Below are 24,994 nucleotides of genomic sequence, written 5' to 3' on the forward strand. Positions count from 1 at the left end.
CGGCACGGTCTCACCGACCGAACCGCATGGAAATGTGTCGGATCAAACCGCGACTTCGCGTTCCTCAGGCAGTGCAATGTATACTTGGCCGTTCTCAATTTTCGTTTCATAAGTTTGTACGCAGCCCGTATCCGGCTTTTGGACGTTACCGGAAGGGATATGGATTTTTCTCTCGTGCATCGGACAATATACGTGCTCATCGCAGACAAGCCCCTCCGCAAGCACGCCGTTCTTGTGCGGACAACGGTTCTGTACGGCATGCACCTTCCCGCTAGTGAAACGGAATAAAGCAATTTCCAAGCCGTGATAGCGGACTGTTTTCCCGGACTGTACCGGCAATTCGTCAAATAATGCCACCGCTATCCAATTCGGTGCAGAATCCATATGCACTTTGATTTCCATATGTCATTTTTCGCTCCTCTCGATTTAGGTACTCCGGATTACAGACGGGACGGTCGCGCGCGGTAAAGCATCCGATTTCGCTACCGCACGCATTCCCAGCGTTATTTCAACTCAACGACTTCGTACAGCTGCTTCTGTATCGTCTCGCTGCGCACCGCTTCCTTCCAAGGGTCTTGCGTAACGGACAATGCAACGTCGATTCGTTCTCTCAGCGCGTTCCGCTGCGATTCGTCTGCGAGCACGCTGCGAACGTGCTCCAACCCTACTCGGACAATCCATTCCGAGGTGCGCTCCCCGTAATTTCCCGTTTCGCGGTAATATTGGAGATACGCTTCCGCATATTCGATCACGTCGTCTTCGGTTTTGACGGTGGCCAGCAGGTCGCCTACGCGAACCTTGACTCCGCCGTTGCCGCCGGCATACAGCTCCCAACCGCCGTCCACGGACACGACGCCCAAATCTTTGATGCCCGACTCGGCGCAGTTACGCGGGCAGCCGGAGACCGCCATTTTCACTTTCGCCGGGGTGTTAAGCCGTTCGAAGCGCTTCTCGATCTTAATGCCGAGCCCCATTGCATCCCCTGTGCCGAATCGGCAGTAATCTTCCCCGACGCACGTCTTTACCGTCCGGATCGCTTTACCGTAAGCGTAGCCCGAAGGCATATCGAGATCCTGCCACATCGCGGTTAAATCTTCTTTCTTTACGCCGAGCAGATCGATCCGCTGACCTCCGGTCAGTTTCACCGTAGGAACGTTGTATTTCACCGCCACATCGGCGATTTTTTTCAAATCGGCAGGAGTCGTTACGCCGCCGTACATTCGGGGGACGACCGAATACGTTCCGTCCTTCTGAATATTTGCATGCATGCGCTCGTTAACAAGTCTCGATTTGCTTTCATCTTTATAGGTGGTCGGATAGATCATGCCCAAGTAATAGTTCAGCGCAGGACGGCACTTCGTACAGCCCTCGTCGTTTTTCCAACCGAGCACGTTCATGACTTCCCGAATATGGGTCAACCCTTTGTCCCGGATCCCGATGACCACTTCATCGCGCGATAAATCGGTGCATCCGCATATCGTCTCTTTTACCGCATCATGCTCAAAGCTTTCGCCTAAAGTCAGCGCGAGCAAATCTTTCACAAGCGGCTTACAGCCGCCGCATGACCTGGAAGCGTTGGTGCAATTTTTGACTTCCTCCACGCTCGTTAGGCCTTGTTCTTTGATCGCGGAACAGATCGTTCCTTTGCTTACGCCGTTGCAGCCGCAAATGATCGCATCGTCGCTCATGCTTGCTACCCCGGCGCCATCGGCAGAAGCGCCGTCCGCCCCGGCTTCTCGCAAAATCGCCGTTTTCTCCATGCCGCTAATATCCGCACCGGCGCGTATCATCTGCATTAGCCTGGAGCCTTCGCTCGTATCGCCGAACAAGACAGCACCGATAATTTTGTTGTCGCGGATAACTACTTTTTTATAAATGCCGGAGAAGTCGTCATGAATTCGGATCGCTTTCGTATCCGGAGCATCGGCGAATTCGCCGCCGGAAAACACATCGACGCCGGACACTTTCAACTTGGTATAAAGCAGCGAACCTTCGTACGGTGCAGTGTCCGCGCCGGCCAGTACTTTAGCGAGAACCGCGCCTTGTTCATAGAGCGGAGCGACCAGTCCGTAGGTAATTCCCCGATGCGTAGCGCACTCGCCTACGGCGTAAATATCCGGTATGCTCGTTTCCATGTAGTCGCTCACGACGATGCCCGGAGCCGTCTCGATTCCCGTCTTCTTCGCCAGCTCGACATTCGGGCGTATGCCTACCGCCATGACGATCAGATCCGCGTCGGTGGACGTGCCGTCTTTGAACTTCAATCCGGTTACACGCGCGTCCCCGATGATTTCCTCCGATTGTTTGCCCAGCAGGAAATTCATCCCTTGCTCTTCCAACGCATTCTTCAGCATCTCGGACGCCGTCCGATCAAGCTGCCTTTCCATAATCGCATCCATCAAATGGACGACGTCCACCTTCATGCCGAGATTCAAAAATCCGCGGGCCGCCTCCAGACCGAGCAATCCGCCGCCGATGACGACCGCCTTCTTGTAGGTTCGAGATGCCTCGATCATTTTCTCGCAATCCTGAATTGTACGGTACGCCATCACGCCTTCCTTATCCGCGCCTTGAAGAGGAAGCATGAACGGGTTCGAGCCGGTCGCGAGAACCAGTTTGTCGTACGGCACCGTCACGCCTTGATCCGTCGTTACGGTTCTGGCCTCCGCGTCGATATCCGTAACCGTATGTCCCGTATACAGCCGTATTCCGTTGTCCGAATACCACTCATACGTATTGAGGTATATATCTTGGGCGGTCGCTTCTCCTGCCAAAACATAGGACAGCATAATGCGATTGTAGTTCGGATACGGTTCCGATCCGAACACCGTAATGTCATATTTTTGCGGCGAAAGCTTCAGCAAATGTTCTATCGTATTTACCCCCGCCATGCCGTTGCCGATAAGTACTAGTCGTTGTTTCATGTCGCATCACTCTCCTGGTTTGGTATAAATCGTTAATCCCGTTAAGCTTCGTCCTAGGATATCGGTACTTAACGATGCAGCCGTGTCCGCTTGAAGCGACCATGACTTCCGGACCGCTAGACCGCTTTGTGCCCGGCGGCCGGGGATACTTTTCCGCCTTGACCGATCCAGCTTCGCTTCCAATTTTGCTGGGCTGCCATAATGGTCAAAGCGCAAACGACAGCGACTCCGCTGAAGATTAGAAAACCTGGCGAGAACGATCCGCTAGACAGTTTTAGATTGCCGAGCAGTTTCGGCAAGAAATATCCGCCGAGCCCTCCGGCCGCGCCGACGATGCCGGTAATGATGCCGACTTCCTCATTGAATCGTTGCGGCACGAGCTGGAACACCGCTCCGTTGCCCATCCCCAAACACATCATCGCGATAAACAAAAAGCAAGTCGTCCAGCCCAGCGCGGGAAGCGTGGAGATGATCACCATCATGACGGCGACCATGCCATACAATCCGATCAACATCCGAATCCCGCCGAGTTTGTCGGACAGCCAGCCTCCGAACGGGCGGAATAGACTCCCGGCAATGATGCAGATGGTGGCAAAGTCCGATGCGGTTACGGGCTTCAGCCCATACTGCGTATTGAAGAAAATCGTCAAGTAATTGGCCAAGCCGGAAAAACCGCCGAAGGTGACCATGTAGAACAAGCAAAACAGCCAAGTATCCTTTTGCTTCAGCACCTTGCCATAGTCGGCAAGCTTTTTCGGGGCGGGTTGATCCGGACTGTCTTTGGCAAACAGAATGAATACAAGGAAAGAAACGCAAAGCGGGATCAGCGCAAAGCCGAATACGACATGCCACGTACCGTAATACTCGGCGATCCGGTTGGCGAACAGCGTAGCGAATATCGTCCCGCTGTTGCCGGCGCCGGCAATCCCCATCGCCAGCCCCTGATGTTCCGGAGGATACCACCGGCTCGCTAGCGGCAGCGCTGCGGCGAAGCTTGCGCCGGCAATGCCGAGCAGTAAAGCGACGGTGTACAAGCTTCCGAGCGAATCGGCAATCTTCCAGCCGATGATGAGCGGAAGGAAAGTCAGGATCATACCGATCAGTCCCGTTTTCTTAGGCCCGATCCGATCCGTCAAGTAACCTAACACAAGGCGTAAAACCGATCCGCCGAGCGCAGGCAAAGCAACGAGATTCGCTTTTTGCGCCGCATCGAGCTGGAGATCGGCCGAAATCAGCACCGCCAGCGGCCCAAGCATGACCCAAATCATAAAACTGACGTCAAAATACAGAAAAGATGAAAACAATGTCCCCTTGTGCCCTGATTTCCAGAACGATTTTTGCTCCATACCGCTTCTCCACTCCTTATTTTTTTCTATAGGTTAATGCAACAAGCGCAAAACGCAGAAAAAGCCTATTCGCCGACAAAATGTCGAAAATAGGCTTCATTGCCGAGTTGACACAACGCTGTGTCAAAAAATGATATCCATCAAAGTTCACGTCATTGTGAGCTTTAATTCGCTAGGGTGCATTCGTCTCTGATGTCACTTGCATATACCGCGGTCCCTCAACATTGAAGAACCGGATCATGCGGATCTGTCATTTATTATATGAATCCCGCAATGAGATGTCAATATAGATTACATATAATTTTTCGATTTTTAATTAATAACATAAACTTCGTCGACACCCCGTGATGTTCATGTTATAATACATAACACAATTAATTTTTACATGAATAGGGCTGGAGGTTATCGTATGTTGCAGTCTTTCCTGCTGATTGACGAATTTGCAGCCAGCCGTTCCCGAGCCTCTTCTTTCTATATGGAAGCGGAGCATCCGACCGACATGTATCCGGAAGAATCTCCTGTGGAATCCAAACTTCGGGAAATGGGCATGCGCGTTTACCGGGCATCGAGTCCCTCCACCCAACTGCAAACGTTAATCGGATATTCGGATGCAGCCTTGCTATCCGTCCCGGTCGAACAGCTTGGCGAGTGGTGCATGAAATTGACATCATTGCGTCATATCCCCATCCTCTTCTGGTGCGATAAGCTTACGTTCCCTCAACATTCCTGCAAATTGGAAGCGGAGATCGACGGAATGCTTTCTCCCGGTATGACGCCGACGGAAATCCACTGTTCGTTAATGCTAAGCTTCCAGCGGTTTATGGAGCGGCACGATTGGAGACAAGAGCGGGAACAGCTATTATCCAAATTAGAGGAGCGCAAGTGGGTCGATCAGGCCAAACGAATCTTATGCGAAATCAAGCAGATTTCGGAGGCGGAGGCGTACGACTTTCTGCGCAAACAAGCGATGAATGAACGAAAGCGGATGGTCGATGTAGCCACTTCCATCGTCAAAGTGTATCAACTGTTGAAGGATCAGAAGCATAAAGGAGGTCGTAACAGATGAAGGACTTGTTAAAAGAAGTCGGGCGCGGCAAACGCGGAGCCCGCGATTTGTCTTACGAGGAAGCGCGGCAGGCCGCGGAGTGGATTGTCAGTAGAAAAGCGACGGACGCGCAGATCGGCGCTTTTTTGCTGGCGGAGCGAATCAAGATGGAGTCGGCGGAAGAGCTGCGCGCATTCATCGACGTCCTCCGCAGCCGCTCCCGCATTCACCCGGTGCGGGACAGCATCGATTGCGCAGGTCCCTATGACGGCCGCACGCGCAGTTTTATGGCCACCTTTCCGTCCGCATTCGTGCTTGCATCCTGCGGCTTGCCGGTTACGCTTCATTCGAGTCCTGCTCTGCCTCCCAAGCGCGGAGTTACGGTCGCCGATGTCATCAAGGAGCTCGGCATACCTTTCGACGTGCAGACGGAACGGTGGGTGGAAGCAGCGAAAGCCGGCGGCGTACTGTTTGTACCAACGGAGCAGTGGTGCCCCCCGCTCGGATCATTGCGTCGTCTTCGTGAAGAGCTGGATTTGCGGACCGTCTTCAATACGGCGGAGAAGCTGCTGCGGTTTTCCGATTGCGCGTACATGGCGGTGGGCGTTTTTCACGGAACCGCGTTTGAGAAAATGGCGCGCCTCGTGATGAGTTTAGGCGTTCGCCGCAGTCTCATCATCCAAGGCGTAGAAGGCTCCGAAGATTTGCCGATCGATAAACGGTCGCGCGCCTATGTGATCGATTCCGGGCGAACCGAATTGATGCTGCTCAATCCCGAGCTGTATGAAATGCAGGTGGAAACTGCCGATGCGGAATGGACCGCTGCGAATCAGGCCGAAGCGGCGATTGGCGTGCTTCGCGGCGAAGCGGAGCTGCCGTGTCTGAATGCCGTGCTGTTCAACAGCGCCATCCGGTTATGGATCGGCGAGAAGGTCGACTCGATCGAAGAAGGAATATACCGGGCGCGGAATGCGATTGACAGCGGCGCGGCAAAACGCAAGTTTGACGCGTGGAAACGGGCCGTCAGCCCGGCGGTCGTCTAGATGGATTTCAATTCAACAAATAATACCAGTAAACCGCAGTCTCCCTGCTATTGGGATCAAGTCCTTTGTATACATTGAAATCGAAACCGCCGATGACAAAGCCGCAGCTCTCATAAAATTTACACGCTTTCACGTTATTGTTTTGCGTTTCCAGCATGATGCCCGGCATTTGTCCGGCTGCCGCCCATTGTTTGGCATGTTCGATCAGGCGGCGCCCGATGCCGTGCCTTCTGCACGCATGATCCACTTTTATATCTTCCACCAGAGCATAGTTGTTCCAATGTTTTTTCAATTGAATGAGACCGGCGAACCGATGATCCGCAAAGGCCAAATAGATCACTCGATCCGGGCGATGCAAATATTCGCTATAATCCGAATCTTCCTCGGCACGATCTGGATCGTCGGCATAACGCTTCTCATAGCTTGGGATTTGTTCGATCGTATACGATATCCGATCATTTTCAACGGATAATACAAGCCTACAATCGACAATGAAACCGTCGTCGATCGGTTGAATTTCCTTCACGTTATCCGCGTTTAGTTCCGTTATGACAATGTCCATTGTCACCTCCTGGTCTGCGACCGATTCTTCCTGCCTATTTCAACGCTTCCTCGATGGTCTTCAAGCTGGCAACAAGATGTTCCGCCAGCGGCCCCAGCTCTTCCATATGGCTCTCGTCCATTTTATGACGGAAGCGGACGGTGAACCGTAACGTTCGGTTCGGTTCGGATCCGCCGCCATAACGTTGAATCCGTTCGTGCGACAGATCGGCGTCCTCACTCCCCCACAGATTCGCCATACGCTCGATCATCGCTTCGGCTAGATCATCCGACGCATTTCCCGGCATTCCATATACGATTTCCAATTCTGCGCCCGGCCGTTGACCGGCTAAGCGGATGCCGCGCAACTCGGCGGCAAAATCCGGAAGAGCGGAGGACAGCTGTACGACCGCACTGACCGAGCTTCCCGGCAACCGGATCTCCATACGGAACGTTCGGCCCATCCCCGCCAAATCGAGCAAATCCTCGCGCCGCGTTACGGCAATTTCACCCTCGGCATCCTGGTCGTATAAACACCCTTCAAGCACGACTTTCAAATTATCGAATATCGTCGGATCAAACATACGCCACCCCTTAATGATCGGTAAAACACATAGCTAGGACGATTGCGGTCGTCGCCTTTCGATAGTATTCTTCACCCGCCGCCGTCTTTCTGCTTTCTAAACGTCCAACTGCCTCACATCCAGCACATCGCCTTGCGTAAACCGTCCGCTGGCCAACAGCCGAACGATCCGCTCCGCCGCTTCTTCCGGCGTGTACATCGATGCCGTCTGCTTCAAGCCGATGAACCGGTCGACTTCGGGAAACTTTTCCTTCGGTGTGCTTCGGATCGTCTCCTGCATCCCCGTGTCAACTACGCCCGGCGCTACGGAAATGAGCTTCACCGCATGCTCGACTTCGCCTTGCTCCGCCCCGACACTGCGCGTCAGCATATCCAGCCCTGCCTTCGTCGCGCAATAAGCGCTCCAACCGGCGTAAGGCTTCTTCCCGGCGCCGGACGATATATTGACGACGGTCCGCGGTATCGTCCAGCCCGCCGTGAGACGGATCATCGCCGATACGAGAATCATCGGAGCAAGCAGATTGACCTGCACATGCTCGGCCAACAGCCCGCTGCTTGCATCTTGTATCGGACCGATAGGCTCCAGCATCCCCGCATTGTTGATAAGCGTTATCGAAGCCGCCTGCTCCGGTTCGATCGAACCGAAAATGCGCTCCATGACGCCTTCTGCCGCTTCCGCCCGCTTCAGGTCGCAAGGGTAAAACGCGTATGCTCCCCCGGCTTGTCCAGCGATACGGGCTAGTTCGGGATGGTCCGTCCGCCCGATGCCGATCACCGTGCGGCCCGGTTCAACCAGCCGCTTGGCAAGCGCTTCCCCTATTCCGCGCGAGATGCCTGTAATGATCGTGATATGCATGTTGCCGCTCCTCCTGCTGTATTTGCGATTACGAAACGAAGCCTCTCCCCGGCATCGCTGCATTCAGCGGGCCGTGCAGAGGCTGTACCACTTGCGTTTGCGATTCCTTTACGGAGAAATCCAATCGTCGGCTGATATGCCCTGCTCTACGGCAAAGTCAAAATCGTACACATCGTACACTTGCACCGGCACTTCCGCTTGAATGATTTTTTCCATAAGCTCAAGCTGGTCTGTCAATATAGGCGCTTGTTCTTTTAATGATGTGAGAATAAGCTCCGTCTCGATCGGATCCATCATTTCGCCATACTGCGCATTTTCCACCGCATTCACTATAATGAACGTCACGTTCTCGTTGATCGGCAGCGGCGGACTCATGCGCCAAGGAATCTGAATCGCTTTTTCCAGCTTCTTCTTGTTGAAAGACTCGTCGAAGAAAGCAATCATCTCCGCGATCTTCTGCTTCACATGGGCGTCGTCATCCGGTTCCGGCATAACCGGTTCCGGACTTTCCATCATCTCATATAATTCCATAATTGTCGTATATGGGATCAAATAATCGACAGGATGCGCCGGAGCCATCAATTCGCCGTAAATGGCCACCATCACCGCTTCGATTACAAAACGCCGGGACATGGCTTGCACCCCCTAATTGCTGCAATTACTGCATTGTAACCCGGTCACTCTCTTTCATATCATATAATGGGTAAAAAGTCCATGCTCATTCGAGATTCCGGATCCGTTCGGGACGTGTATCGACCGCATCCCGCTCCATCATCATATCATAATTCACAACCCACCTACCATGGATTGTCGTCCCGACACGCCCAGGAGTTAGCCTTAGAAAAAGAAAAAGTACCCGGCATCTGGACATGCACGGATACTTCTTTCAATCCAGCTCAATTTACCTGATTTCCCGTCGGGTTAAAATGTCGTCTTCGGCGTTGTCGTGCTGCACCAGCGGGACGTTCTGAGAAATTTCAACAGCGCATTTTTCGCCTGCTCTGTGCCGATATAGTACAATGCTTCCGCCGCATTGGCGCGGACGTAACGGTTGTCGTCATCGAGCGCCTTGACGATCGCGGGGACCGCTTTATCCGCCTGCGCTCCGAGCCGGGACAGTGACAAGCCCGCCATAAAACGTACCTGGTCGTCGGCGTCCTGCAGCGCTTGCTCCAAAGCGGCGACAACGGCATCCTCGGTCGCGCCGATCATGCCGAGCGTCTCGATGACGGTGCGGCGTACTTTCGCATCCGCGTCGGCATTGCGCAGCCGCTCGATCAGCGCGGGTACAGCCGGTGCCGCGGCACGGCCGAGCTCGCCGAGGGCAAAAGCGGCGTAGGAGGCTGCATCCGCCGAGCCCGAGCGCACGATCGCCGTCAAGCCGTCGATAGCGGCCGGGCCGGCGATGTAAGCGCCGTATGCGGCGGATCTCGCGGCAATGCCGCTGCCGTTCTCGACGGTCCCGAGCAGATGGCGAAGGCCCTGCTCGCCCATGCGTCCGAGCGAATAGGCGGCATTCAAAGCAACCGGCTCGAATGCATCGTTCAACGTTGCGGCCAACGCCGGCACCGCTTGTGCCGCTGCGGCTTCGCCGATGAGCCCCAGCTCATCAGCTGCCTTGGCGCGAAGCGAGCGGTCGTCGCTCTGCAGTTGTGCGATCCATTCATCCGCAGCCGAGACGCTGCGGTCGCCGATGGAAGCGCTCGCATCCTGCTGCTGACCGGTCAGCCAGTTCCATGTGTCGCGCCAAATCAGCTCATGCTGCACGATCGGCTTCGTAAACCCAGCCGGCGTAATCCATTCGCTGGACGCGTTGTTCCAGGTCGGCTTAGTTGGAGCGTTCGTGCGAACAAATTGAAACTTCAGCATATAACGGTCTTTGCCTGATATGTTGGCCGTCGCCCGATGCCAAATATCGTATTGAACAAGCGCAAATGTACCCGCTTTGCCGTGTGAGGTCACTTCCAATTCGGTATCGTCCGATTCGAACGTTCTCGTCTGGTAGCAGCCCGTCCCGGGAACAACGCCGGTCGGACCCATGTCAATCGTCACATCCTGCGGAAAATAAAAGATCATCGCCCACCACGGGCGGTGGTTGCGGACGCGTTGATGTCCCCAGTAGCTGTCTTTATGCCAGCCGCCGGCTGTCGCCTTTTTGTTGAAATGACCGTGCCGGTGCGGGTGCATCATGTAGTTCTCGCCGAGCACGCTCGTCAATGCGCCCTGAATAACGGGATGGTCGAACACTTTTTGCAGCTCGGGAATGCGCGGTAATATGTTGTTGCCCGGATTCCCTTCTTCGCCGTACACTTCGTTAAGCTGATTGAAAAGCGAAGCATGGAACGATTCCGGAAAATCGGTGTTCAAAATAAGAAAGCCTTCGCTAATAAACTTTCTCATCTGTTCGTCGTTAAGCAAAAACGATTCGGACATTGGAGTTCCTCCCTTGGTCATTCATTGGAATTTATCCTCATTATAGGACTGGCGAACCATCATGGAAATGGAAAATACCAATACAAACTTGCACAATCCTAAGGTGATCCCATCCAAACAAGAATCAGTTCACCGATTCATTGGCCGCTAAGCGGAGAAAGAGGTGAGGTCGAGTCGATTTTCTTGCGCTCCCACACCACGGCCCACATTTTGATCGTTCGTATATTTACACATCCATCCTAACATTGATATAATCAAAGCTTATGATGAATGCGTCGCGATCAAGCGGATTGCGACCTTAGCTTATCGACACAGTTGAGTTTGTGCATATATAAGGAGAGTTCTAATGAATAACGATCATCGTTCGCCTGTTCCGTTATGGCTGCCGCTGTTGATCGGCGTCATAGCGATATCTTTTTCGTCTATATTTGTCCGTTGGTCAAATGCGCCGGTATCCGTAATCGCGATGTACCGCCTTCTTTTAACAACAATCTTGATGCTTCCATTTTTACTAATGAATCATCGTCAAACAATGCGCCGCTTGAGCCGCAAAGATTGGATGCTGCTTTTCTGGTCTGGATTCGCTTTAGGACTTCACTTTTTGCTATGGATGGGTTCGCTTCGCTTCACCACGGTAGCAAGTTCAACCGCGCTGCTGACGCTTGAGCCCATCTTTGTGCTGATCGGCGCGTGCATCGTATTCCGCCAGCGGACGCATCCACTCGCCGTCGCGAGTATGATTACAGCCATCGCCGGTGCGATCATGATCGGTTGGGGCGACTGGGGTTGGGGCGGCCGTGCACTGCTCGGCGACCTGTTGTCGCTGCTCGGGGCTTTGGCCGTCGCGTTTCATATGCTGATCGGCAAAAACCTGGTTCAGCGGATTCCCGCATTTCTTTACAGCTTTTTCGTGTTCGGCTTCGCCGCGGTCGTGCTCGCGGCATACAACATCGGGATGGGGTACGCATTGGTAGGCTATGAGGCCAAAGAATGGGGAATATTCTTGCTGCTTGCCATCGTACCGACGCTGTTCGGCCATTACTTGTTCAATTGGCTGCTCAAGTACATGAAGCCCGAATCGGTGTCGATGAGCGTACTCGGAGAGCCGCTTGGCGCAGCGCTGCTTGCCTATTGGCTGCTCGGCGAGTCGGTCACTTGGCTGCAGGCAGCCGCAGGCGCTGTTTTGTTGTTCGGTGTCTGGATGTTTCTTCGCGTCGGAAAAAAAGAGCCGGAGGCTGCCGCAGCAACGGCAACTGCGATACCGCCTGCCTGATCAATCCAAATCCACCGGCTGCCACCATACCAGAGCGTCCGGACAGCATGCACGGTAAACGCACATGCAAAACGGGCACTCCATCGCTTCTACGTTCAAGCGCATGGAGTGCCCGTTATTTTTTTGCTTAGTGATCGGATTCGTCCGGTTACAGCACGCGGCGAGCGGTATTATAATGTTTGCTCCACCACGCGTTATTCATATTCGAGATCGTTACACCGGGCTTCCCGTACGTGTGCAAAATTTTGCCGTTGCCGATATAGATGGCGACATGATGGATCGGAGAGTAGAAAAATACAAGATCGCCCGGCTTCAGCTGGCTTTTCGGCACGTAGCGACCGACTTTGGATTGCTTAATGGACGATGTCGGGAGTGTGATGCCATACTGTTTATATACATGGTAAATAAACGAAGAGCAATCGAAATATCTAGTTGAGTTGCGGTCTGCGGCAAATTTATATGGGGTATGCATAAAGCTTTTCCCCGTCGCGATAATGCGGCTTGCCTTGGATGACGAAGCTGCGGCTTGTGCGGTTTGGGCAGGAACGGCAATCGTACCGGTCATGGCCAGCGCCGTGCTTAGGCTGAGTGCAATCATGATTTTTCCCCAGCGCTTCAAAATCAGGTTTTTCATCGTTGCATCCTCCTAGTGTGCAAAGTTGTGTTTCGCATGACCACACTATAGCACACCATCCGATGGAATGATTATCCTAAACATTGGGTAAACGTACACGACGCATGGATTTACGTACAATTATTAGAATTCGATGAGAATTTGCTCAACGTTTGCTATTATATCGCTTTCATTGCTCTGTTTGCGCTTTCCACGGAAGCAAAATCGTCACCGTCGTTCCTTCCCCCACCTCGCTTTCGAACCGAATGGTCCCCTGATGCAAATCAATAATTTGCTTGGCGATAGCAAGTCCCAAACCCGTCCCTCCGGTTTCCCGATTGCGCGTTTGATCGACCCGGTAAAATCGCTCGAACAAATGAGGAAGATCCTCCTGCGATATGCCAACGCCCTTATCGGCAATTTTCAACTCGGCAAAGCCGGAAACGTCTGCAAGCGTTACGTCGATCGGTTCTCTGCTGTATTTGATCGCATTGTCAAGAATGATGATGAGCAATTGCTTTATTTTTTTCGCATCGGCCAACAATCGTCGATGTTTGCTTACCTCAGAAGCCGTAAACCGGATTTCACGGTTAAACGCTTGTTCCAGCTGCTCCTTTGTTTCCTGGACGAGCGGCACAAGCGCCGTTTCATCCAGTTTCACTTGCTCTTCGCGCTCGAATTCCGCCAGCTTGAGCAGCGATTCGATCAAGTTCTTGAGCCTTCTCGTTTCGGATTGGACGGCATCTAACGCCTCCCGCCGAATCGCAGGGTCATTTCCGCCCCAACGTTTGAGCATGGAAGTATAGCTCTCAATGACGGTCAGCGGCGTGCGCAGCTCGTGAGAAGCATCGGCGACGAACTGCTTTTGCTTTCGGTCATGTTCCTGCAAATGCGAAATCATATCGTTGAACGTCTGACCGAGCCGTCCGATTTCGTCTTTACGGGACGTATATTTCGGGCCTAGCATCAGAAAATCGCCTTTGCTGCGAATCATCCGCATCGTTTCGAGCATTTGGCGCAGCGGCCGAATGATGATCCGCGTATAAAAAATGCCTCCCAAGATCGAAAATAACATTACGCTGATGCTTGTAATCATAAGCCCTTGTCCCAAGATTTCCATCAAGCTTCCGATCACATTAAGCGCCTTTCCGAGCTCGAGCTGCCCAATTTGCTTGCCATTTTCAAGAATTGGTACCTGAATGAACAACATGCGGGCTTCGATGCTATTCTCCACCTCGGAATAATAATCGGTCCGATACACGGCGGGGTATTCCGTCAGCTGCTCGTTCGTTGAAATTTGCGCCATCACGGCATTGTCCGGCGAAATGATGCGAATCATCGTGTCATCGGCGATAAATTCCCAAAGAAGCCGCGAATTTTCCCAATTTTCCGGCCGATGGACGAGTGGGTTGCGCAATATAATTTGCGCCTTATTCCACAGCATCCGATTTTCCGCATCCGTCGTTCTTTTGAAAATATAATTATAAATAAACATATTGAAAAATAATAAAATCAGCAGTATCCAGCTGCCGGTCAAAAGGATCAATCGGGTACGCAGACTCATGGTTCCGACTCCGATAATTCGTAACCTACGCCGCGGGCTGTACGAATCAGCTTCGGTTTATAACCTTTGTCGATCTTCTGGCGCAAGTAGCGTATATAAACGTCGACAATATTAGTATCTCCGACAAAATTGTAGCCCCATACATCGGAGATGATCTGTTCCCGCGAGAGCACGTGATTTTTATGCTGAATCAAATATTGCAGAAGCTCGAATTCTTTAGGCGTCAGCTCGATCGGCGTTCCGCCGCGGGTTACTTTTCTCGCTTTCAGGTCCACGGTCAAGTCGGCTGCCTTTACCGTCTCGCCGGCAACCTTGGGTCGGCTGGTGAGCGCGATTAGATTGCGAATCCGGGCAAGCAGTTCTTCAATGACAAAAGGCTTGGTGACATAATCGTTCGCACCCTGTTCAAAGCCGCCGACAACATCGGGTGTCGTACCCCGTGCCGTAAGCATAATGACGGGCAGCGTCTCATGTTCTTGCCGGATACGCCTCAGCACTTCGATACCGTCGAGCCCCGGAAGCATGACATCGAGCAATACCAAGTCCCAATGTTCGCATAAAGCGAGACGCACGCCTTCCTTGCCGTCAGCCGCTCTTCCAACCGTGTACCCTTCATGCTCCAGCTCCAGCTGCAGTACGCGGGCTATCGCATCTTCATCTTCGATAATTAAAATTTGTGCAGTCATTCGTGTCTCCGGTTCGATGGCATCATACCTTGTGCTTACAGGATTTCCACTTCGACTAACGGCTATACGCCGGTTTGCGAAAACACGTCTTCGATCCGCCAATTGGAATTTTATTGCTGTGCGTTCCGGCAAGGTTCTTGTTATAATAATTCAGCTCGGGTATTTTACTTTTATTTGCAGTCGTTTTCGCTAAAGGAGAAAGGGGAAGCATGGCAGTGATCGTTGTCGGGGGTATGATCGGCTTAGGTAAAACATCGGTAGCCACTTTGCTCGGAAAGGCGATCGGATCGGACGTTTTTTATGAAAGCGTGGACGAAAATCCGATATTACCGTTATTTTATACTTCTACGCCGGAGGAAATCGAACAAAAAAGGTATCCGTTTTTGCTTCAATTGTACTTTCTGGATACGCGGTTTAAAGCGATTAAACAAGCTTTAATACATAGACATAATGTATTGGATCGAAGCATTTATGAAGATTGGTATTTCGCAAAAGTAAACCGGGAGCTCGGACGGATCAGCGACCTGGAGTTTACGATTTATGAAAGTTTGGCAAACAACATGCTTGCCGAGCTGGAGGAGCTGCCCAAGAAAGCCCCCGATCTAATGGTATATTTGAAAGGCTCGTTCGATACGGTTATGCACCGGATTGGACTCAGGGGCCGATCCTTCGAGCAAGATCCGGCGCTGATCGATTATTATCGCACGCTCTGGAGCGGTTACGACGATTGGGTGATGAATCACTACCACGCATCCCAAGTGTTGATCATCGACATGGATACGACCGATATCGTGAGTCGCGAATCCGACGCGACCAGTGTGGTGGCGCAAGTGAAGGACAAGCTCCAGTTGATTCAGCAGGTATGTTGAGACGGCCGTATAACACAAAAAAGCTACCCTATGAGGCGTTTGCGAAGCTGCAATCGTGTCCATAAAGACGAAGAGCAAAGACTTTATTGGTCTTTGCTCTTCTCCGTTATGACGGCGCCTTCGCTGCCGAACGCCATGATCACGTTCTGAATTTTTTGCAGGCGAATGTATTCGTTTTGCTTCAAGTCCGTTCGGAAATAAGCGTACATGTAAGCCCCCTCGATGAAAGACAGGGACGGATAACAGACGATATCCGTATTGGTAAACGGGTTGTCAATTAAGATTTGCCATTCGCCGTCTCTTTCCTCAGCCTGAACGGCATCGAGCACCATTATTTTGTAGCCGATGATCCGCTCGAACTCGTCCCATACCTTCGCCCAGGAAGGGCTGAATTGTACGGGAGCGGGAAACAGCTTCTTGGCGCAAGCCAGCAATGCGGAAGTCGATTCCGCTTCCGTTTCGTCAAACCGTTTGAGCCGGTCGCGGAAGCCTTCCAAAAGCTTACGGAAGCCGCTGAAGCCTTCCTCAATAATCGATTGCCGGAACTGCTCCAGATCCTGCTCCGAAACGGCCTGCTCAAAAACCGTAAAAGGGTTCGTTTTCATTCGCATTCACTCCACTCTACTTTCGTTCCTCGCGGGCCTATGTCAGGCACGGGTTTGTACGGACAAATTCCCCTCGGAATCCATCAGCAATCGGCGGGACGGGTCGTTTTTGAGCTTCACATTGAATACCTTCACGCGGTTTTCGTCCGCATGGGTCGGTACCCACAGTCCGGGATCCTCCTCACCGATCGCTTCCAGAAAATGATGCTTTTCCTGCTCGGCGACAGGTTCCTGATCCCATTGTTTAACGCCGAAATAGTCCAGGTTGTAATTGTTGCGCTGCACGCAAGCGGCTATTTCACCGGTTTGCGTATGTCTAAGCACATATGGCATGGTCTTGTACCTCATTATCGTTAATGAAAAGAAAAGGCGCAAGCTCTCATAAAGAGTTTGCGCCTGAATGAACGACCTTACTACTTCTTACAAGTAAGGATTTTCGTGCTTCGCCTTAAGACGGCTCCAACGGCGCTCGACTTCCGTCTCAAACGCTTGAAGCGCTTCGGCGTATTCCGGCTTCGTCAGGTGCTTCGTTTTCCCCATGTTTTTAAGCCAATCCCCGACCGGAATCCGTTTGTTCTTCTCTTCCGGGTTGAAGGTAATGGTCGTTACCCCGTTCTCGATTTCGTAGAGCGGGAAGAAACAGGAGTTCACCGCCTGATCGATCAACGTTTGTCCGATTTCTTCTTCGGACAGCCAATTGAGCGGACAGGTGATCAAGATTTTACCGTAAACCAAACCTTCATTCTGTGCGTAATATTGCGCTTTGGCCGCTTTCTTCAGCATGTCCTGAGGCGCTGCTTCCGAGCCGGTAAATACGTACGGAATGTTGGTTGCCGCCATAATTTGCGGCGTATCTTTATGATGGAACAGTTTGCCGCCTTGATGCTTGCCGACGTTGGACGTGGAAGTCCGGTGGCCGAGCGGCGTCGAGTAGGACAACTGCGCACCTGTATTCATATAGCCTTCGTTATCGTACTCGAGAATAATCATCTTATGGTTACGAAGTGCGGCCCCGATTGCCGGCCCCATCCCGATATCCATCCCGCCGTCGCCGGTAATCATCACGAACGTGAAGTCATCCGGCAAGTTCAGGTGATCGAGCTCGCCGCGGCGCTTACGCTCCCAGAACATTTCCACGACACCGGACAGCGTGGCCGCCCCGCTTTGGAACAAGTTATGGATGTACGTCGCTTTGTGCGAAGAGTACGGATAGCCCGTCGTTACGACCATCGCGCAGCCGGTATGGAACAATGCGACGATATCGCCTTCGATCCCTTTGAAGAACAGCTCAAGACCGGAAAAAATACCGCAGCCCGGACATGCGCCGTGACCCGGAGCAAGACGTTTTGGTTTTTTCGTCAGCTGACGAATTGGAGGTACTTTCACTTTCAATTGGCCGGTCGTTTCGTCTTTATCCACTGTAATCAGACCGGTTTTCAAATCTTCATATTTCATCGGCTCGATGACGCGCTGAGGCAACTTGTTCGGGTCCCCAGGCGTATGGCCGTAGTAATCAAATGGAACTTCCACTTTACCTTTGTTGGCCGCTTCGATGGCAAACTCGAAAAATTGATGACCGTCTTCCGCGTAGAAGTCTTTACCGCCAAGGCCGTACACCCGGCTAACCACTTGTGTGGTATGATTGCCTTCGGTAAACAAGGCCGCTTTGATTTCCAGCGTCATATTGCCGCCGTGCGCGCCGTAAGAGTCCGCACGGTCGCCGATCGTTACCGCTTTAACGTTTTTGAGCGCTTCGGCGATTTGTTTCGCCGGGAACGGACGAATCATGTTCGGCGCGATCGAACCGGCTTTAATGCCCTTCTCGCGAAGCTGGTCGACGACGTCCTTAATAATTTCCGAAGCAGAGTTCATCAAGAATACGGCCACTTCGGCGTCTTCCATGCGGTACAGGTCGAGAATCGGGTAATCGCGTCCGGTAAGCGCCTTGTATTCTTGCTGGATACGGTCGAATACTTCGCCCGCTTTGTACATGGCAACCGACTGCTGGTAACAGTTGTTGATGTAATCCGGCTCGTTCATGTAAGGTCCTACGGTAATAGGGTTGTTCCGGTCGAGCACGTGCGGGAATTGCTTCGGCTGCTCGCCGATGAATTTATGCACATCTTCCTTGTGCGCAAACGTCTGCACGCGGCGCTTCTGGTGCGAAGTGAAGTAGCCGTCGGAAGCAACGATGACCGGCAGGCGCACTTCGGGATCCTCGGCCAGCTTGATCGCCATAATGTTCATATCGTATACAGCCTGCGGGTCGCGGCACATCAAGATCGGCCAGCCCGTGTTGAGCGCGTAATACAAGTCGGAATGGTCTCCGTGAATGTTGAGCGGCCCGGATACGGAACGGCAGACCAGGTTCATGACCATCGGGAAACGCGTTCCCGACTGAACCGGCATTTGCTCCAGCATATACAAGTAACCGTTGGCGCTGGTCGCGTTAAATACGCGTCCGCCCGCGGTGGAGGCGCCGTAACAAATACCCGCCGAACCGTGCTCACCGTCCGCCGGAATCAGCTTGATGTCATGCTGACCGTTCGCTTTCATCAGATCGAGGAATTGCGCGACCTCCGTGGAAGGAGAGATCGGGAAATACCCCATGACATGATAATTGATCTGATGGGCTGCATAGGCGGCCATCTCGTTGCCGGACTCGTATACCATCCGCTGCTCAACCGTTCCTTGGCCGACCTCTTTATTGATTTCAATTGCCATTTATGATTTCACCTCTCCCGATTGTTTGTCCTTATTTCGAAGTCAGAGCGAAACGATGCGGCGTACGGTGCTGTTCGCCGTAACCTTCCGTCTCTCTGTTTGCGGAAAGCGCTTCGGTCGGGCAAGCAACGACGCATTTCAGACAGCCTTTGCAATATTGGTAATCGATCCCTTGCAGGAACATTTGCGGACGGCCCTTCTTGTCCGGCTGCTCATCCCATACGAAACAAAAGTCGGGACAGGCAGTATCGCAAGCTGCGCAATGAATGCACTTGTCGTCGTCGAAATGCGGCATCATCCCGTTGCGGGAAATGCTCAAATCTTTCAAAATGCTGTTGCCCGGATTGGTTACCGTTCCGCCGATCGGCTGCGTCTCGTAGCCGTACACCGGAATATCCCAACGCTTCGGCTGCGGCATCTCTACGCCTTCCGGCAGCGCGAACGTTTGGAATTTCACTTCGTCGTAGCCGCGTTGGAACGTACGGAGCGCCGGTTCCACCGCTTGCGGATATTTTTTCTCGAGCGATTTGCGGATAATGCCCTTCATATGCTCGAAGTCGAGGAAATCGCACAGACGGAACAGGCCGCCGAGCATCGCCATGTTCACGCGGTTTTTCTCTTCCAGCGCAATGCCGGTTGCGTCAACGACGGCGACGGTGCCGCCGATCAGCTTCATCTTTTCCTTCAATTCTTCCGGGCTTTTCGCCGAATTCACCAGTACGACGCTGTCTTCGGATATACCGCTTACAACGTTGACCGTTTTGGATAAGTTTTCATGAAAGACGCCCACGACGTGAGGTCTTTCCACCGGCGTGGTGTCACGAATATTCGTATTCAGATCGCAAAAGCGGATATGCGCTTTCACCGGCGATCCTTTTTTCTCGGAACCATAGGAAGAAAAGCTGACACCGTTAAAGCCGCTGCCTACAACGCCAGCTTCCGCTAGCATTTTTCCTGCCAGGTTGGCACCCAGACCGCCGATGGATTCGAGCCGAATTTCAAAGAAGCCGAGTTCGTTCGTTTTCGGTAGAACCCTCATGAGTTCAACTCCCCTCTAATATTTGAAAGGTATATAATTCCTATGAAACAGTATAACAGTTTATATTCCACTCGCATAGAGTATTCCGCCATGTTTTACGCTTTAAATCGGCAAGGTAATACAATATAATGAATTTTTATGCGTCTTCGATACGGAATGCTAAGAATCTCTTACATTGTATGTGAGAGATTCTTGTAAACTCTATTCTAGTAGTCGATCTGGCCGCCGCATTCAGCCTTGAACCGCTGCACAAACTCCCTGTGAAACGAATGTTTCCGGTTGAATATTTGCCGGGATAGCTCGAAATTGAGCGCGTTTCGGGAACCGGCCACGTATTTTTCATGCTCGTCGCTTTCCCACATGCGCACGGCGTCGAACACATTCTCATCCTTGTGCGCCCCATACATGAATTTCAGCCACACTTCCTGGGAACCGAAATGATCCAGGATATCCGCATCCTGCACTATCCGGACGTAGAACGGCTGATCCTCCCGATTCCGGGTGTTATGCAGCCTGACAATCTCCGAGACGCATTGTATTTCTTCATTAGAAGCGTAATCCTGAAGCAACTGCGGCACCAGATATGCGCCTGTAGCCGCATGCGGCTCGATCCCTTTCGTCACGTCGTGAAACAACGCTCCGGCAAAGATAACGTCGTCTTTTGAACTGTCTCCCGGGAACAAGGCTTCCCTTAGATGAATCGCGATTTTGGCTACACGTTCGCAGTGGTAAAAAATATAACCCTTTTCCCGCTGCAAATGCGATTTCCGTTTCCCCATCGTTTTGAAAGCCAGCTCCGTCAACCGATCCCGATCCATACCTTCTCGCTCCCCGCTGTGGATTTTATCGTTTCAAGGATGAATAATTTACCATAATTATGGGTTGCGAGTCTACGGATAAAATCATTTTAATCGACTATCGGCTGTACTAGCGCTCTGTCCGAATAGGTTCCTCGCGGTTGGGATCATTTGGATAGAAACAACAATGATTACACGGCGCCCTCGGTGGCATGATCAGCCCGCGCCATCATCTCCTGATGCCAATTCATGATCACACTGCGATACTGCGACGTGATATGGGGCAATACGTCGACCAGATTTACCAATTCATATGGATCTTGTTCCAGATCGTACAGATGGGTCGGCTGAAAAGCCGTTTGTTCGACGACCAGCTTGTATTTCCCTTCCCTTACCATAAACCAGTTGTAAGGCGACATCGGCCTGCCTTTGTTTTCGGCAAAAACCTGTTTCTTCCAGTCCTGCTCAAGCCCGAGCGTCATCGGGACAAAGTTGCTTCCCTCTACGTCGTCCGCCGGCATCAATCCGCAATACTCCATAATGGATGGGTAGAAGTCAACGGTAGAGATGCATTCGTCGAACACCTCTCCTCTTGCTCCTTTCGGCACTCTTACAATCAAAGGCACTCTCGTCGACTCTTCCCAGAACAGTTGTTTGTTCTTTACTCCGTGACTCCCTTGCATATCGCCATGATCCGATGTGAAAATAATGACCGTGTTGTCGTATAGCCCGGTTTCGATCAGTTTATCGACGATTCGTCCGACGTTGTAGTCCAACTGGGAAACCATCGCATAATACATGCGCAAATATTCGTCCAGATCGTCGCCGTAGCGCAAATAGTTCGGGTCCAGCTCGTAATTCGGCGTGGGCGGACTTTCCGTTTTCGTATACGGATCGATATCGACGGCGTTCGGCCGCCGGGTCAGCCGCTTCCCGCGATACATCCGGTCAAACGGTTTGGACGGCTGTAACGGATAATGAGGATCCTGGAAAGAGACGAACATCGCGAACGGCTCATCCTTTATTTGCTCCAACCGTTCCATCGCGATATCTGCCGTCGTTTCCGAACGGTGCTTGTTGAACTCCTCCCGATTGCCGTTTTCATCAAAAAACCATACTTGCTTCAAAAAGTCGTTGTAGCACTGGTACCCGATAAAATCTTGAAAACCGCCCCGCAATTCGGCAGGCACGCCGATATTGCCTTTCCCGCCCAAGTGCCACTTGCCGACGTAGCTGGTGCGAACGCCGCCTTCGTTCAAACGATCGGCGAGACATTTGCCGTCTGCCGGCAGCGCATCGGTGTTCCCGTATATTCCGGTTTGGCAAGCATATTTCCCGGAAAACAGCACTCCGCGATACGGCGTGCATATCGGAATATTCGAATACGTGTTTCGAAACAATACGCCATCCGCAGCCAGCTTATCGAGATGGGGCGTATGAATTTCTTCGTTACCCATGCATCCCAACGCAAACGCATGCATCTGATCCGCAAACAAGAACAGTACGTTCAGTCTATCCATACCGCGTGCACACCATCCTTTTCCGGTCATCCGGTTCATTTTTTCTCCGTCTCGATCAGTTGATTCGCCTTCTCTTCCGCTTCGCGAAGCGTCGTATTCGCATTCACGTTTTCGTTAACGGTTCTGGCAACCGCTTTGTTCAACTCGTTTCTCGCTATGTTGTCGTACAGCGTAATCGGCGGCAGCGGGGCTGGCACTTTTTTATTGACGGCCTCCTTGTTCTTGCCTTTGAACGAATTCAGCCCTTCACCGAAATATGGCCGGAGCTGCGGGTCTTTCAAGCTCGTCAGCCTGCCCCGTTTATTCAGCGCGATCTGGGACGGTTCTTCCAGCAGCAGCTTCACCACTTGAAAGGCTTCCTGCGGATGCTTGCTTTTGGAAGAGACCATGAGCAGAAACAAGCTGATGCCGAATGCGTTGTTCGGCGTCTCGGCAAACGTCGGCATCGCCGCCATATCCCAATTCATCGGCTTTCCCAGATTATGCAGCTCTTCCAGCTCGCCGAGCCTTGCGCCGAGTCCGGCCAGCATCGCCAAATTCCGGTCCTGCTCGAACGACGCGACGGCTGCCTTCTCATCGGTATTTCCCGGAATTTCTTTGATGCGCTTGTACATTTCCAGAACCGTCTTCCAGCCGTCCGTTTGCAGCTTCGCCCGCAAGCTTTTCGAATCGACGATCGGCAAACTCAGTTGTTCGCCAAATCGCTGATACCCTCCGTCGATATCGAGGCCCTTGAACTTCGTTCCGTCCGTTTCACGGGTTACTTTTTTCGTAAGCTCAATCGCTTCATCCCACATCATTCCGTCTTTCGGGTAGCCGAGTCCGAACTTATCGAAGATATCCTTGTTGTAATACAATGCGGAAAAATTGAGCGAATACGGAAGAGCCAGCATTTGGCCGTTCGGAATGTAGCCTTTAATGAATTGAATGGCCGTGGGATCGAATTTGCCTGGATCGAGGTTGGTGCGCTTGATGAGGTCGTTCAAATCCAGCGCTGCGTTCAAATTGACGATGGTCGCAGCGCCGGCGGAACCGGTATAAATGATGTCAGGCATGCTGTCGGCAGCTACCAAATCCTGCGGAGCGCTTCCTTTGCCTTCGCGCACAAGCTCCAGCGTGATATGCGGATATTTAAGTTTCACCGGTTTCACGACCAGTTCCTGGAACTCTTCATCGGTCATTTTCGCCGAGTATTGGTACACGGACAAGGTGAGCGGCTCATTCGACGGTGCAGGCGAATTTGGAACGCCGGTTCCCTCCCCTTCGTTGCTGGAGCAGGCAGACAAAACCAAGAGGGACAGGCCAATCGATAGCGGCAGGAGAGCAAGCTTTCTTTTTCTGCAGCGGCACAATTGCAATGCATCGGAATAAAACGCTTTCATAGAACCGCCCCTTAATCGAACTTAAGTTGTCCGGTGCGCGCCGTTACCAGCATTGTAGCATGCTCTCCACCGTCCACTTAAGCTAAAAAACTACCCTCTTACCGGAAAAAGTTATCTTTTTTTACCCTATGCGCTGCTATCGGCCCGGTCGTTTCAAGTCGCGGTACGCTGTCGGCGTCAACCCTTTTTCGGTCCGAAACACGCGGGAAAAGTACGATACATCCTCAAAGCCAAGCTGCTCCGCAATCAAATAGACGGGGTCGTCCGTATAAAGCAGCAGCTTCTCTGCTTTCTCCATCCGAAGCGTTTGCAAATAACGGTGAGGCGTAACGCCCATCTCCCGTTTAAACAGGCGGCACAAGTAATTAGGCGTCATATGAATGTGATCGGCCAATTCTTCTAGTGTTAAAGAGCGGTGCAGATTCGACTGTATAAAAGTGAGCAAGCCGGCGACGGTGTTTTGTTTCTTCGCTCTGACTTTCGTCAGTCCGATCCGCTGCACGACATCGAAGATGCGGAATACCAGCTCAATTTGACGCAGTTTGCCCTGCAGATCGTCATGAAGCAGCTGTTGATGATGAATGATTTGCTGAAACCCTTCCGTAATGAACGACCGGAACGGAGACGGGATGAGCAGCGGGGAGCGGCGTACCGACTCAGGTAGAGCATGGCCGTAATACTCTTCGATCAAATCGAACAGCGAATCCTCGCTCGGTCGCTCGTCCTCGGCAACCAGCATGAATGTGGATGCGTAGTTGCTTAACGGATGTTCGCGGCTGGCGGCAAACTGGTGCGGTTCGTTGGGGCTAATGAGATATAGCAAGCCTTCGGTCGCTTCGGTATCGGTCCCGTTCACCTGGAACGTCCCGGAGCCGCCCGTAATATACATCAAATGATATACCGGATGGCTGTGCAGCTTGCTGAACAACCCGCTACGGTTCTCGACATAACGGGTATTGATCATAGTAACGGAATAAGTGCCTGATCGCAGCCGCAATGAAATGTCCATGCTGCATTAGCCTCCTCGTTATGGCTGTAGCGTTCCCGGGCCGCATTCATAGACGAACAACAATTACTCGTCCCCGTTCTTCCCGGCAATCCATTTTGGCTTCGGCACAGCTGCGTTTAACTGCGTTTGGTCTGCGATGGGCT

Annotated in this window: 23 protein-coding genes; 4 read left to right on the forward strand and 19 right to left on the reverse strand. The window is 52.3% G+C overall.

Annotation, left to right across the window (positions count from 1 at the left end):
• Positions 1 to 42: 42 nt before the first annotated feature.
• From nirD to ACFQI7_RS15215, 3 genes are all read right to left on the reverse strand, one after another.
• Entirely contained in the window at positions 43 to 402 is a 360-nt protein-coding gene (gene nirD / locus ACFQI7_RS15205) for a nitrite reductase small subunit NirD (RefSeq protein WP_230414686.1), read from the reverse strand.
• Between the two features lie 101 nt (positions 403 to 503).
• Positions 504 to 2,924, reverse strand: coding sequence for a nitrite reductase large subunit NirB (nirB, locus tag ACFQI7_RS15210; RefSeq protein ID WP_218097759.1), 2,421 nt, complete (start codon positions 2,922 to 2,924; stop codon positions 504 to 506).
• Between the two features lie 116 nt (positions 2,925 to 3,040).
• A complete protein-coding gene (locus ACFQI7_RS15215) occupies positions 3,041 to 4,270 on the reverse strand; it encodes a nitrate/nitrite transporter (RefSeq protein WP_218097760.1) in 1,230 nt (409 codons plus the stop codon).
• Positions 4,271 to 4,679: 409 nt separating this feature from the next.
• On the opposite strand from ACFQI7_RS15215, the gene ACFQI7_RS15220 reads away from it, so the two are divergent.
• Positions 4,680 to 5,336, forward strand: coding sequence for an ANTAR domain-containing response regulator (locus ACFQI7_RS15220; protein WP_230414688.1), 657 nt, complete (start codon positions 4,680 to 4,682; stop codon positions 5,334 to 5,336).
• Complete coding sequence (locus tag ACFQI7_RS15225) at positions 5,333 to 6,358, forward strand: anthranilate phosphoribosyltransferase (RefSeq protein ID WP_218097761.1); 1,026 nt, start codon at positions 5,333 to 5,335, stop codon at positions 6,356 to 6,358. Before ACFQI7_RS15220 ends, ACFQI7_RS15225 begins: the two co-directional genes overlap by 4 nt.
• 7 nt (positions 6,359 to 6,365) lie before the next feature.
• Here ACFQI7_RS15225 and ACFQI7_RS15230 read toward each other — a convergent pair whose 3' ends face one another.
• From ACFQI7_RS15230 to ACFQI7_RS15250, 5 genes are all read right to left on the reverse strand, one after another.
• Positions 6,366 to 6,920, reverse strand: a complete 555-nt coding sequence (locus ACFQI7_RS15230) for a GNAT family N-acetyltransferase (RefSeq protein WP_218097762.1) — start codon at positions 6,918 to 6,920, stop codon at positions 6,366 to 6,368.
• A gap of 34 nt (positions 6,921 to 6,954) precedes the next feature.
• Entirely contained in the window at positions 6,955 to 7,482 is a 528-nt protein-coding gene (locus ACFQI7_RS15235; protein WP_218097763.1) for a hypothetical protein, read from the reverse strand.
• A gap of 96 nt (positions 7,483 to 7,578) precedes the next feature.
• Positions 7,579 to 8,337 (reverse strand): (S)-benzoin forming benzil reductase, encoded by a 759-nt coding sequence (locus ACFQI7_RS15240; protein WP_218097764.1) that lies wholly within the window; start codon positions 8,335 to 8,337, stop codon positions 7,579 to 7,581.
• Positions 8,338 to 8,445: 108 nt separating this feature from the next.
• Positions 8,446 to 8,970 (reverse strand): ADP-heptose synthase, encoded by a 525-nt coding sequence (locus ACFQI7_RS15245; RefSeq protein WP_218097765.1) that lies wholly within the window; start codon positions 8,968 to 8,970, stop codon positions 8,446 to 8,448.
• Between the two features lie 288 nt (positions 8,971 to 9,258).
• Positions 9,259 to 10,770, reverse strand: a complete 1,512-nt coding sequence (locus ACFQI7_RS15250) for a HEAT repeat domain-containing protein (RefSeq protein ID WP_218097766.1) — start codon at positions 10,768 to 10,770, stop codon at positions 9,259 to 9,261.
• A gap of 346 nt (positions 10,771 to 11,116) precedes the next feature.
• On the opposite strand from ACFQI7_RS15250, the gene ACFQI7_RS15255 reads away from it, so the two are divergent.
• A complete protein-coding gene (locus ACFQI7_RS15255; RefSeq protein WP_218097767.1) occupies positions 11,117 to 12,043 on the forward strand; it encodes a DMT family transporter in 927 nt (308 codons plus the stop codon).
• Positions 12,044 to 12,191: 148 nt separating this feature from the next.
• Here the strand turns inward: ACFQI7_RS15255 and ACFQI7_RS15260 are convergent, their stop codons facing one another.
• From ACFQI7_RS15260 to ACFQI7_RS15270, 3 genes are all read right to left on the reverse strand, one after another.
• Complete coding sequence (locus ACFQI7_RS15260; protein WP_218097768.1) at positions 12,192 to 12,677, reverse strand: C40 family peptidase; 486 nt, start codon at positions 12,675 to 12,677, stop codon at positions 12,192 to 12,194.
• A 169-nt stretch (positions 12,678 to 12,846) separates the two neighbouring features.
• Entirely contained in the window at positions 12,847 to 14,220 is a 1,374-nt protein-coding gene (locus ACFQI7_RS15265) for a sensor histidine kinase (RefSeq protein WP_218097769.1), read from the reverse strand.
• Positions 14,217 to 14,906 (reverse strand): response regulator transcription factor, encoded by a 690-nt coding sequence (locus ACFQI7_RS15270; RefSeq protein WP_218097770.1) that lies wholly within the window; start codon positions 14,904 to 14,906, stop codon positions 14,217 to 14,219. Before ACFQI7_RS15270 ends, ACFQI7_RS15265 begins: the two co-directional genes overlap by 4 nt.
• 209 nt (positions 14,907 to 15,115) lie before the next feature.
• Here ACFQI7_RS15270 and ACFQI7_RS15275 point away from each other — a divergent pair, with 209 nt between their 5' ends.
• Complete coding sequence (locus ACFQI7_RS15275; RefSeq protein ID WP_218097771.1) at positions 15,116 to 15,775, forward strand: deoxynucleoside kinase; 660 nt, start codon at positions 15,116 to 15,118, stop codon at positions 15,773 to 15,775.
• Positions 15,776 to 15,858: 83 nt separating this feature from the next.
• Here the strand turns inward: ACFQI7_RS15275 and ACFQI7_RS15280 are convergent, their stop codons facing one another.
• From ACFQI7_RS15280 to ACFQI7_RS15315, 8 genes are all read right to left on the reverse strand, one after another.
• Positions 15,859 to 16,380 carry a hypothetical protein gene (locus ACFQI7_RS15280; protein WP_218097772.1) on the reverse strand — a complete coding sequence of 174 codons (522 nt, stop codon included), beginning with the start codon at positions 16,378 to 16,380 and terminating at the stop codon, positions 15,859 to 15,861.
• A 42-nt stretch (positions 16,381 to 16,422) separates the two neighbouring features.
• A complete protein-coding gene (locus ACFQI7_RS15285; RefSeq protein ID WP_218097773.1) occupies positions 16,423 to 16,713 on the reverse strand; it encodes a hypothetical protein in 291 nt (96 codons plus the stop codon).
• Between the two features lie 87 nt (positions 16,714 to 16,800).
• Positions 16,801 to 19,104, reverse strand: coding sequence for a thiamine pyrophosphate-dependent enzyme (locus ACFQI7_RS15290; protein WP_218097774.1), 2,304 nt, complete (start codon positions 19,102 to 19,104; stop codon positions 16,801 to 16,803).
• Positions 19,105 to 19,135: 31 nt separating this feature from the next.
• A complete protein-coding gene (locus ACFQI7_RS15295; protein ID WP_218097775.1) occupies positions 19,136 to 20,143 on the reverse strand; it encodes a 2-oxoacid:acceptor oxidoreductase family protein in 1,008 nt (335 codons plus the stop codon).
• A gap of 206 nt (positions 20,144 to 20,349) precedes the next feature.
• Entirely contained in the window at positions 20,350 to 20,961 is a 612-nt protein-coding gene (locus tag ACFQI7_RS15300) for an HD domain-containing protein (protein WP_218097776.1), read from the reverse strand.
• A 170-nt stretch (positions 20,962 to 21,131) separates the two neighbouring features.
• On the reverse strand, positions 21,132 to 22,460 hold the full coding sequence (locus ACFQI7_RS15305; RefSeq protein ID WP_218097777.1) for a sulfatase-like hydrolase/transferase: 1,329 nt from the start codon (positions 22,458 to 22,460) through the stop codon (positions 21,132 to 21,134).
• A gap of 35 nt (positions 22,461 to 22,495) precedes the next feature.
• A complete protein-coding gene (locus tag ACFQI7_RS15310; RefSeq protein WP_218097778.1) occupies positions 22,496 to 23,842 on the reverse strand; it encodes an ABC transporter substrate-binding protein in 1,347 nt (448 codons plus the stop codon).
• Positions 23,843 to 23,978: 136 nt separating this feature from the next.
• Positions 23,979 to 24,851, reverse strand: a complete 873-nt coding sequence (locus tag ACFQI7_RS15315; protein ID WP_218097779.1) for an AraC family transcriptional regulator — start codon at positions 24,849 to 24,851, stop codon at positions 23,979 to 23,981.
• Positions 24,852 to 24,994 lie beyond the last annotated feature (143 nt).

The organism is Paenibacillus allorhizosphaerae, assembly GCF_042659105.1.
GTDB classification, from domain to species: domain Bacteria; phylum Bacillota; class Bacilli; order Paenibacillales; family NBRC-103111; genus Paenibacillus_G; species Paenibacillus_G allorhizosphaerae.

Coding starts and splice junctions, on each gene's coding strand:
- ACFQI7_RS15275 (WP_218097771.1), top strand. CDS start 15,116: ATGGCAGTGATCGTTGTCGGGGGTATGATCGGCTTAGGTAAAACATCG.
- ACFQI7_RS15250 (WP_218097766.1), bottom strand. CDS start 10,770: ATGTCCGAATCGTTTTTGCTTAACGACGAACAGATGAGAAAGTTTATT.
- ACFQI7_RS15260 (WP_218097768.1), bottom strand. CDS start 12,677: ATGAAAAACCTGATTTTGAAGCGCTGGGGAAAAATCATGATTGCACTC.
- nirD (WP_230414686.1), bottom strand. CDS start 402: ATGGAAATCAAAGTGCATATGGATTCTGCACCGAATTGGATAGCGGTG.
- nirB (WP_218097759.1), bottom strand. CDS start 2,924: ATGAAACAACGACTAGTACTTATCGGCAACGGCATGGCGGGGGTAAAT.
- ACFQI7_RS15310 (WP_218097778.1), bottom strand. CDS start 23,842: ATGAAAGCGTTTTATTCCGATGCATTGCAATTGTGCCGCTGCAGAAAA.
- ACFQI7_RS15265 (WP_218097769.1), bottom strand. CDS start 14,220: ATGAGTCTGCGTACCCGATTGATCCTTTTGACCGGCAGCTGGATACTG.
- ACFQI7_RS15255 (WP_218097767.1), top strand. CDS start 11,117: ATGAATAACGATCATCGTTCGCCTGTTCCGTTATGGCTGCCGCTGTTG.
- ACFQI7_RS15230 (WP_218097762.1), bottom strand. CDS start 6,920: ATGGACATTGTCATAACGGAACTAAACGCGGATAACGTGAAGGAAATT.
- ACFQI7_RS15220 (WP_230414688.1), top strand. CDS start 4,680: ATGTTGCAGTCTTTCCTGCTGATTGACGAATTTGCAGCCAGCCGTTCC.
- ACFQI7_RS15315 (WP_218097779.1), bottom strand. CDS start 24,851: ATGGACATTTCATTGCGGCTGCGATCAGGCACTTATTCCGTTACTATG.
- ACFQI7_RS15300 (WP_218097776.1), bottom strand. CDS start 20,961: ATGGATCGGGATCGGTTGACGGAGCTGGCTTTCAAAACGATGGGGAAA.
- ACFQI7_RS15280 (WP_218097772.1), bottom strand. CDS start 16,380: ATGAAAACGAACCCTTTTACGGTTTTTGAGCAGGCCGTTTCGGAGCAG.
- ACFQI7_RS15225 (WP_218097761.1), top strand. CDS start 5,333: ATGAAGGACTTGTTAAAAGAAGTCGGGCGCGGCAAACGCGGAGCCCGC.
- ACFQI7_RS15305 (WP_218097777.1), bottom strand. CDS start 22,460: ATGGATAGACTGAACGTACTGTTCTTGTTTGCGGATCAGATGCATGCG.
- ACFQI7_RS15245 (WP_218097765.1), bottom strand. CDS start 8,970: ATGTCCCGGCGTTTTGTAATCGAAGCGGTGATGGTGGCCATTTACGGC.
- ACFQI7_RS15270 (WP_218097770.1), bottom strand. CDS start 14,906: ATGACTGCACAAATTTTAATTATCGAAGATGAAGATGCGATAGCCCGC.
- ACFQI7_RS15295 (WP_218097775.1), bottom strand. CDS start 20,143: ATGAGGGTTCTACCGAAAACGAACGAACTCGGCTTCTTTGAAATTCGG.
- ACFQI7_RS15235 (WP_218097763.1), bottom strand. CDS start 7,482: ATGTTTGATCCGACGATATTCGATAATTTGAAAGTCGTGCTTGAAGGG.
- ACFQI7_RS15215 (WP_218097760.1), bottom strand. CDS start 4,270: ATGGAGCAAAAATCGTTCTGGAAATCAGGGCACAAGGGGACATTGTTT.
- ACFQI7_RS15290 (WP_218097774.1), bottom strand. CDS start 19,104: ATGGCAATTGAAATCAATAAAGAGGTCGGCCAAGGAACGGTTGAGCAG.
- ACFQI7_RS15285 (WP_218097773.1), bottom strand. CDS start 16,713: ATGCCATATGTGCTTAGACATACGCAAACCGGTGAAATAGCCGCTTGC.
- ACFQI7_RS15240 (WP_218097764.1), bottom strand. CDS start 8,337: ATGCATATCACGATCATTACAGGCATCTCGCGCGGAATAGGGGAAGCG.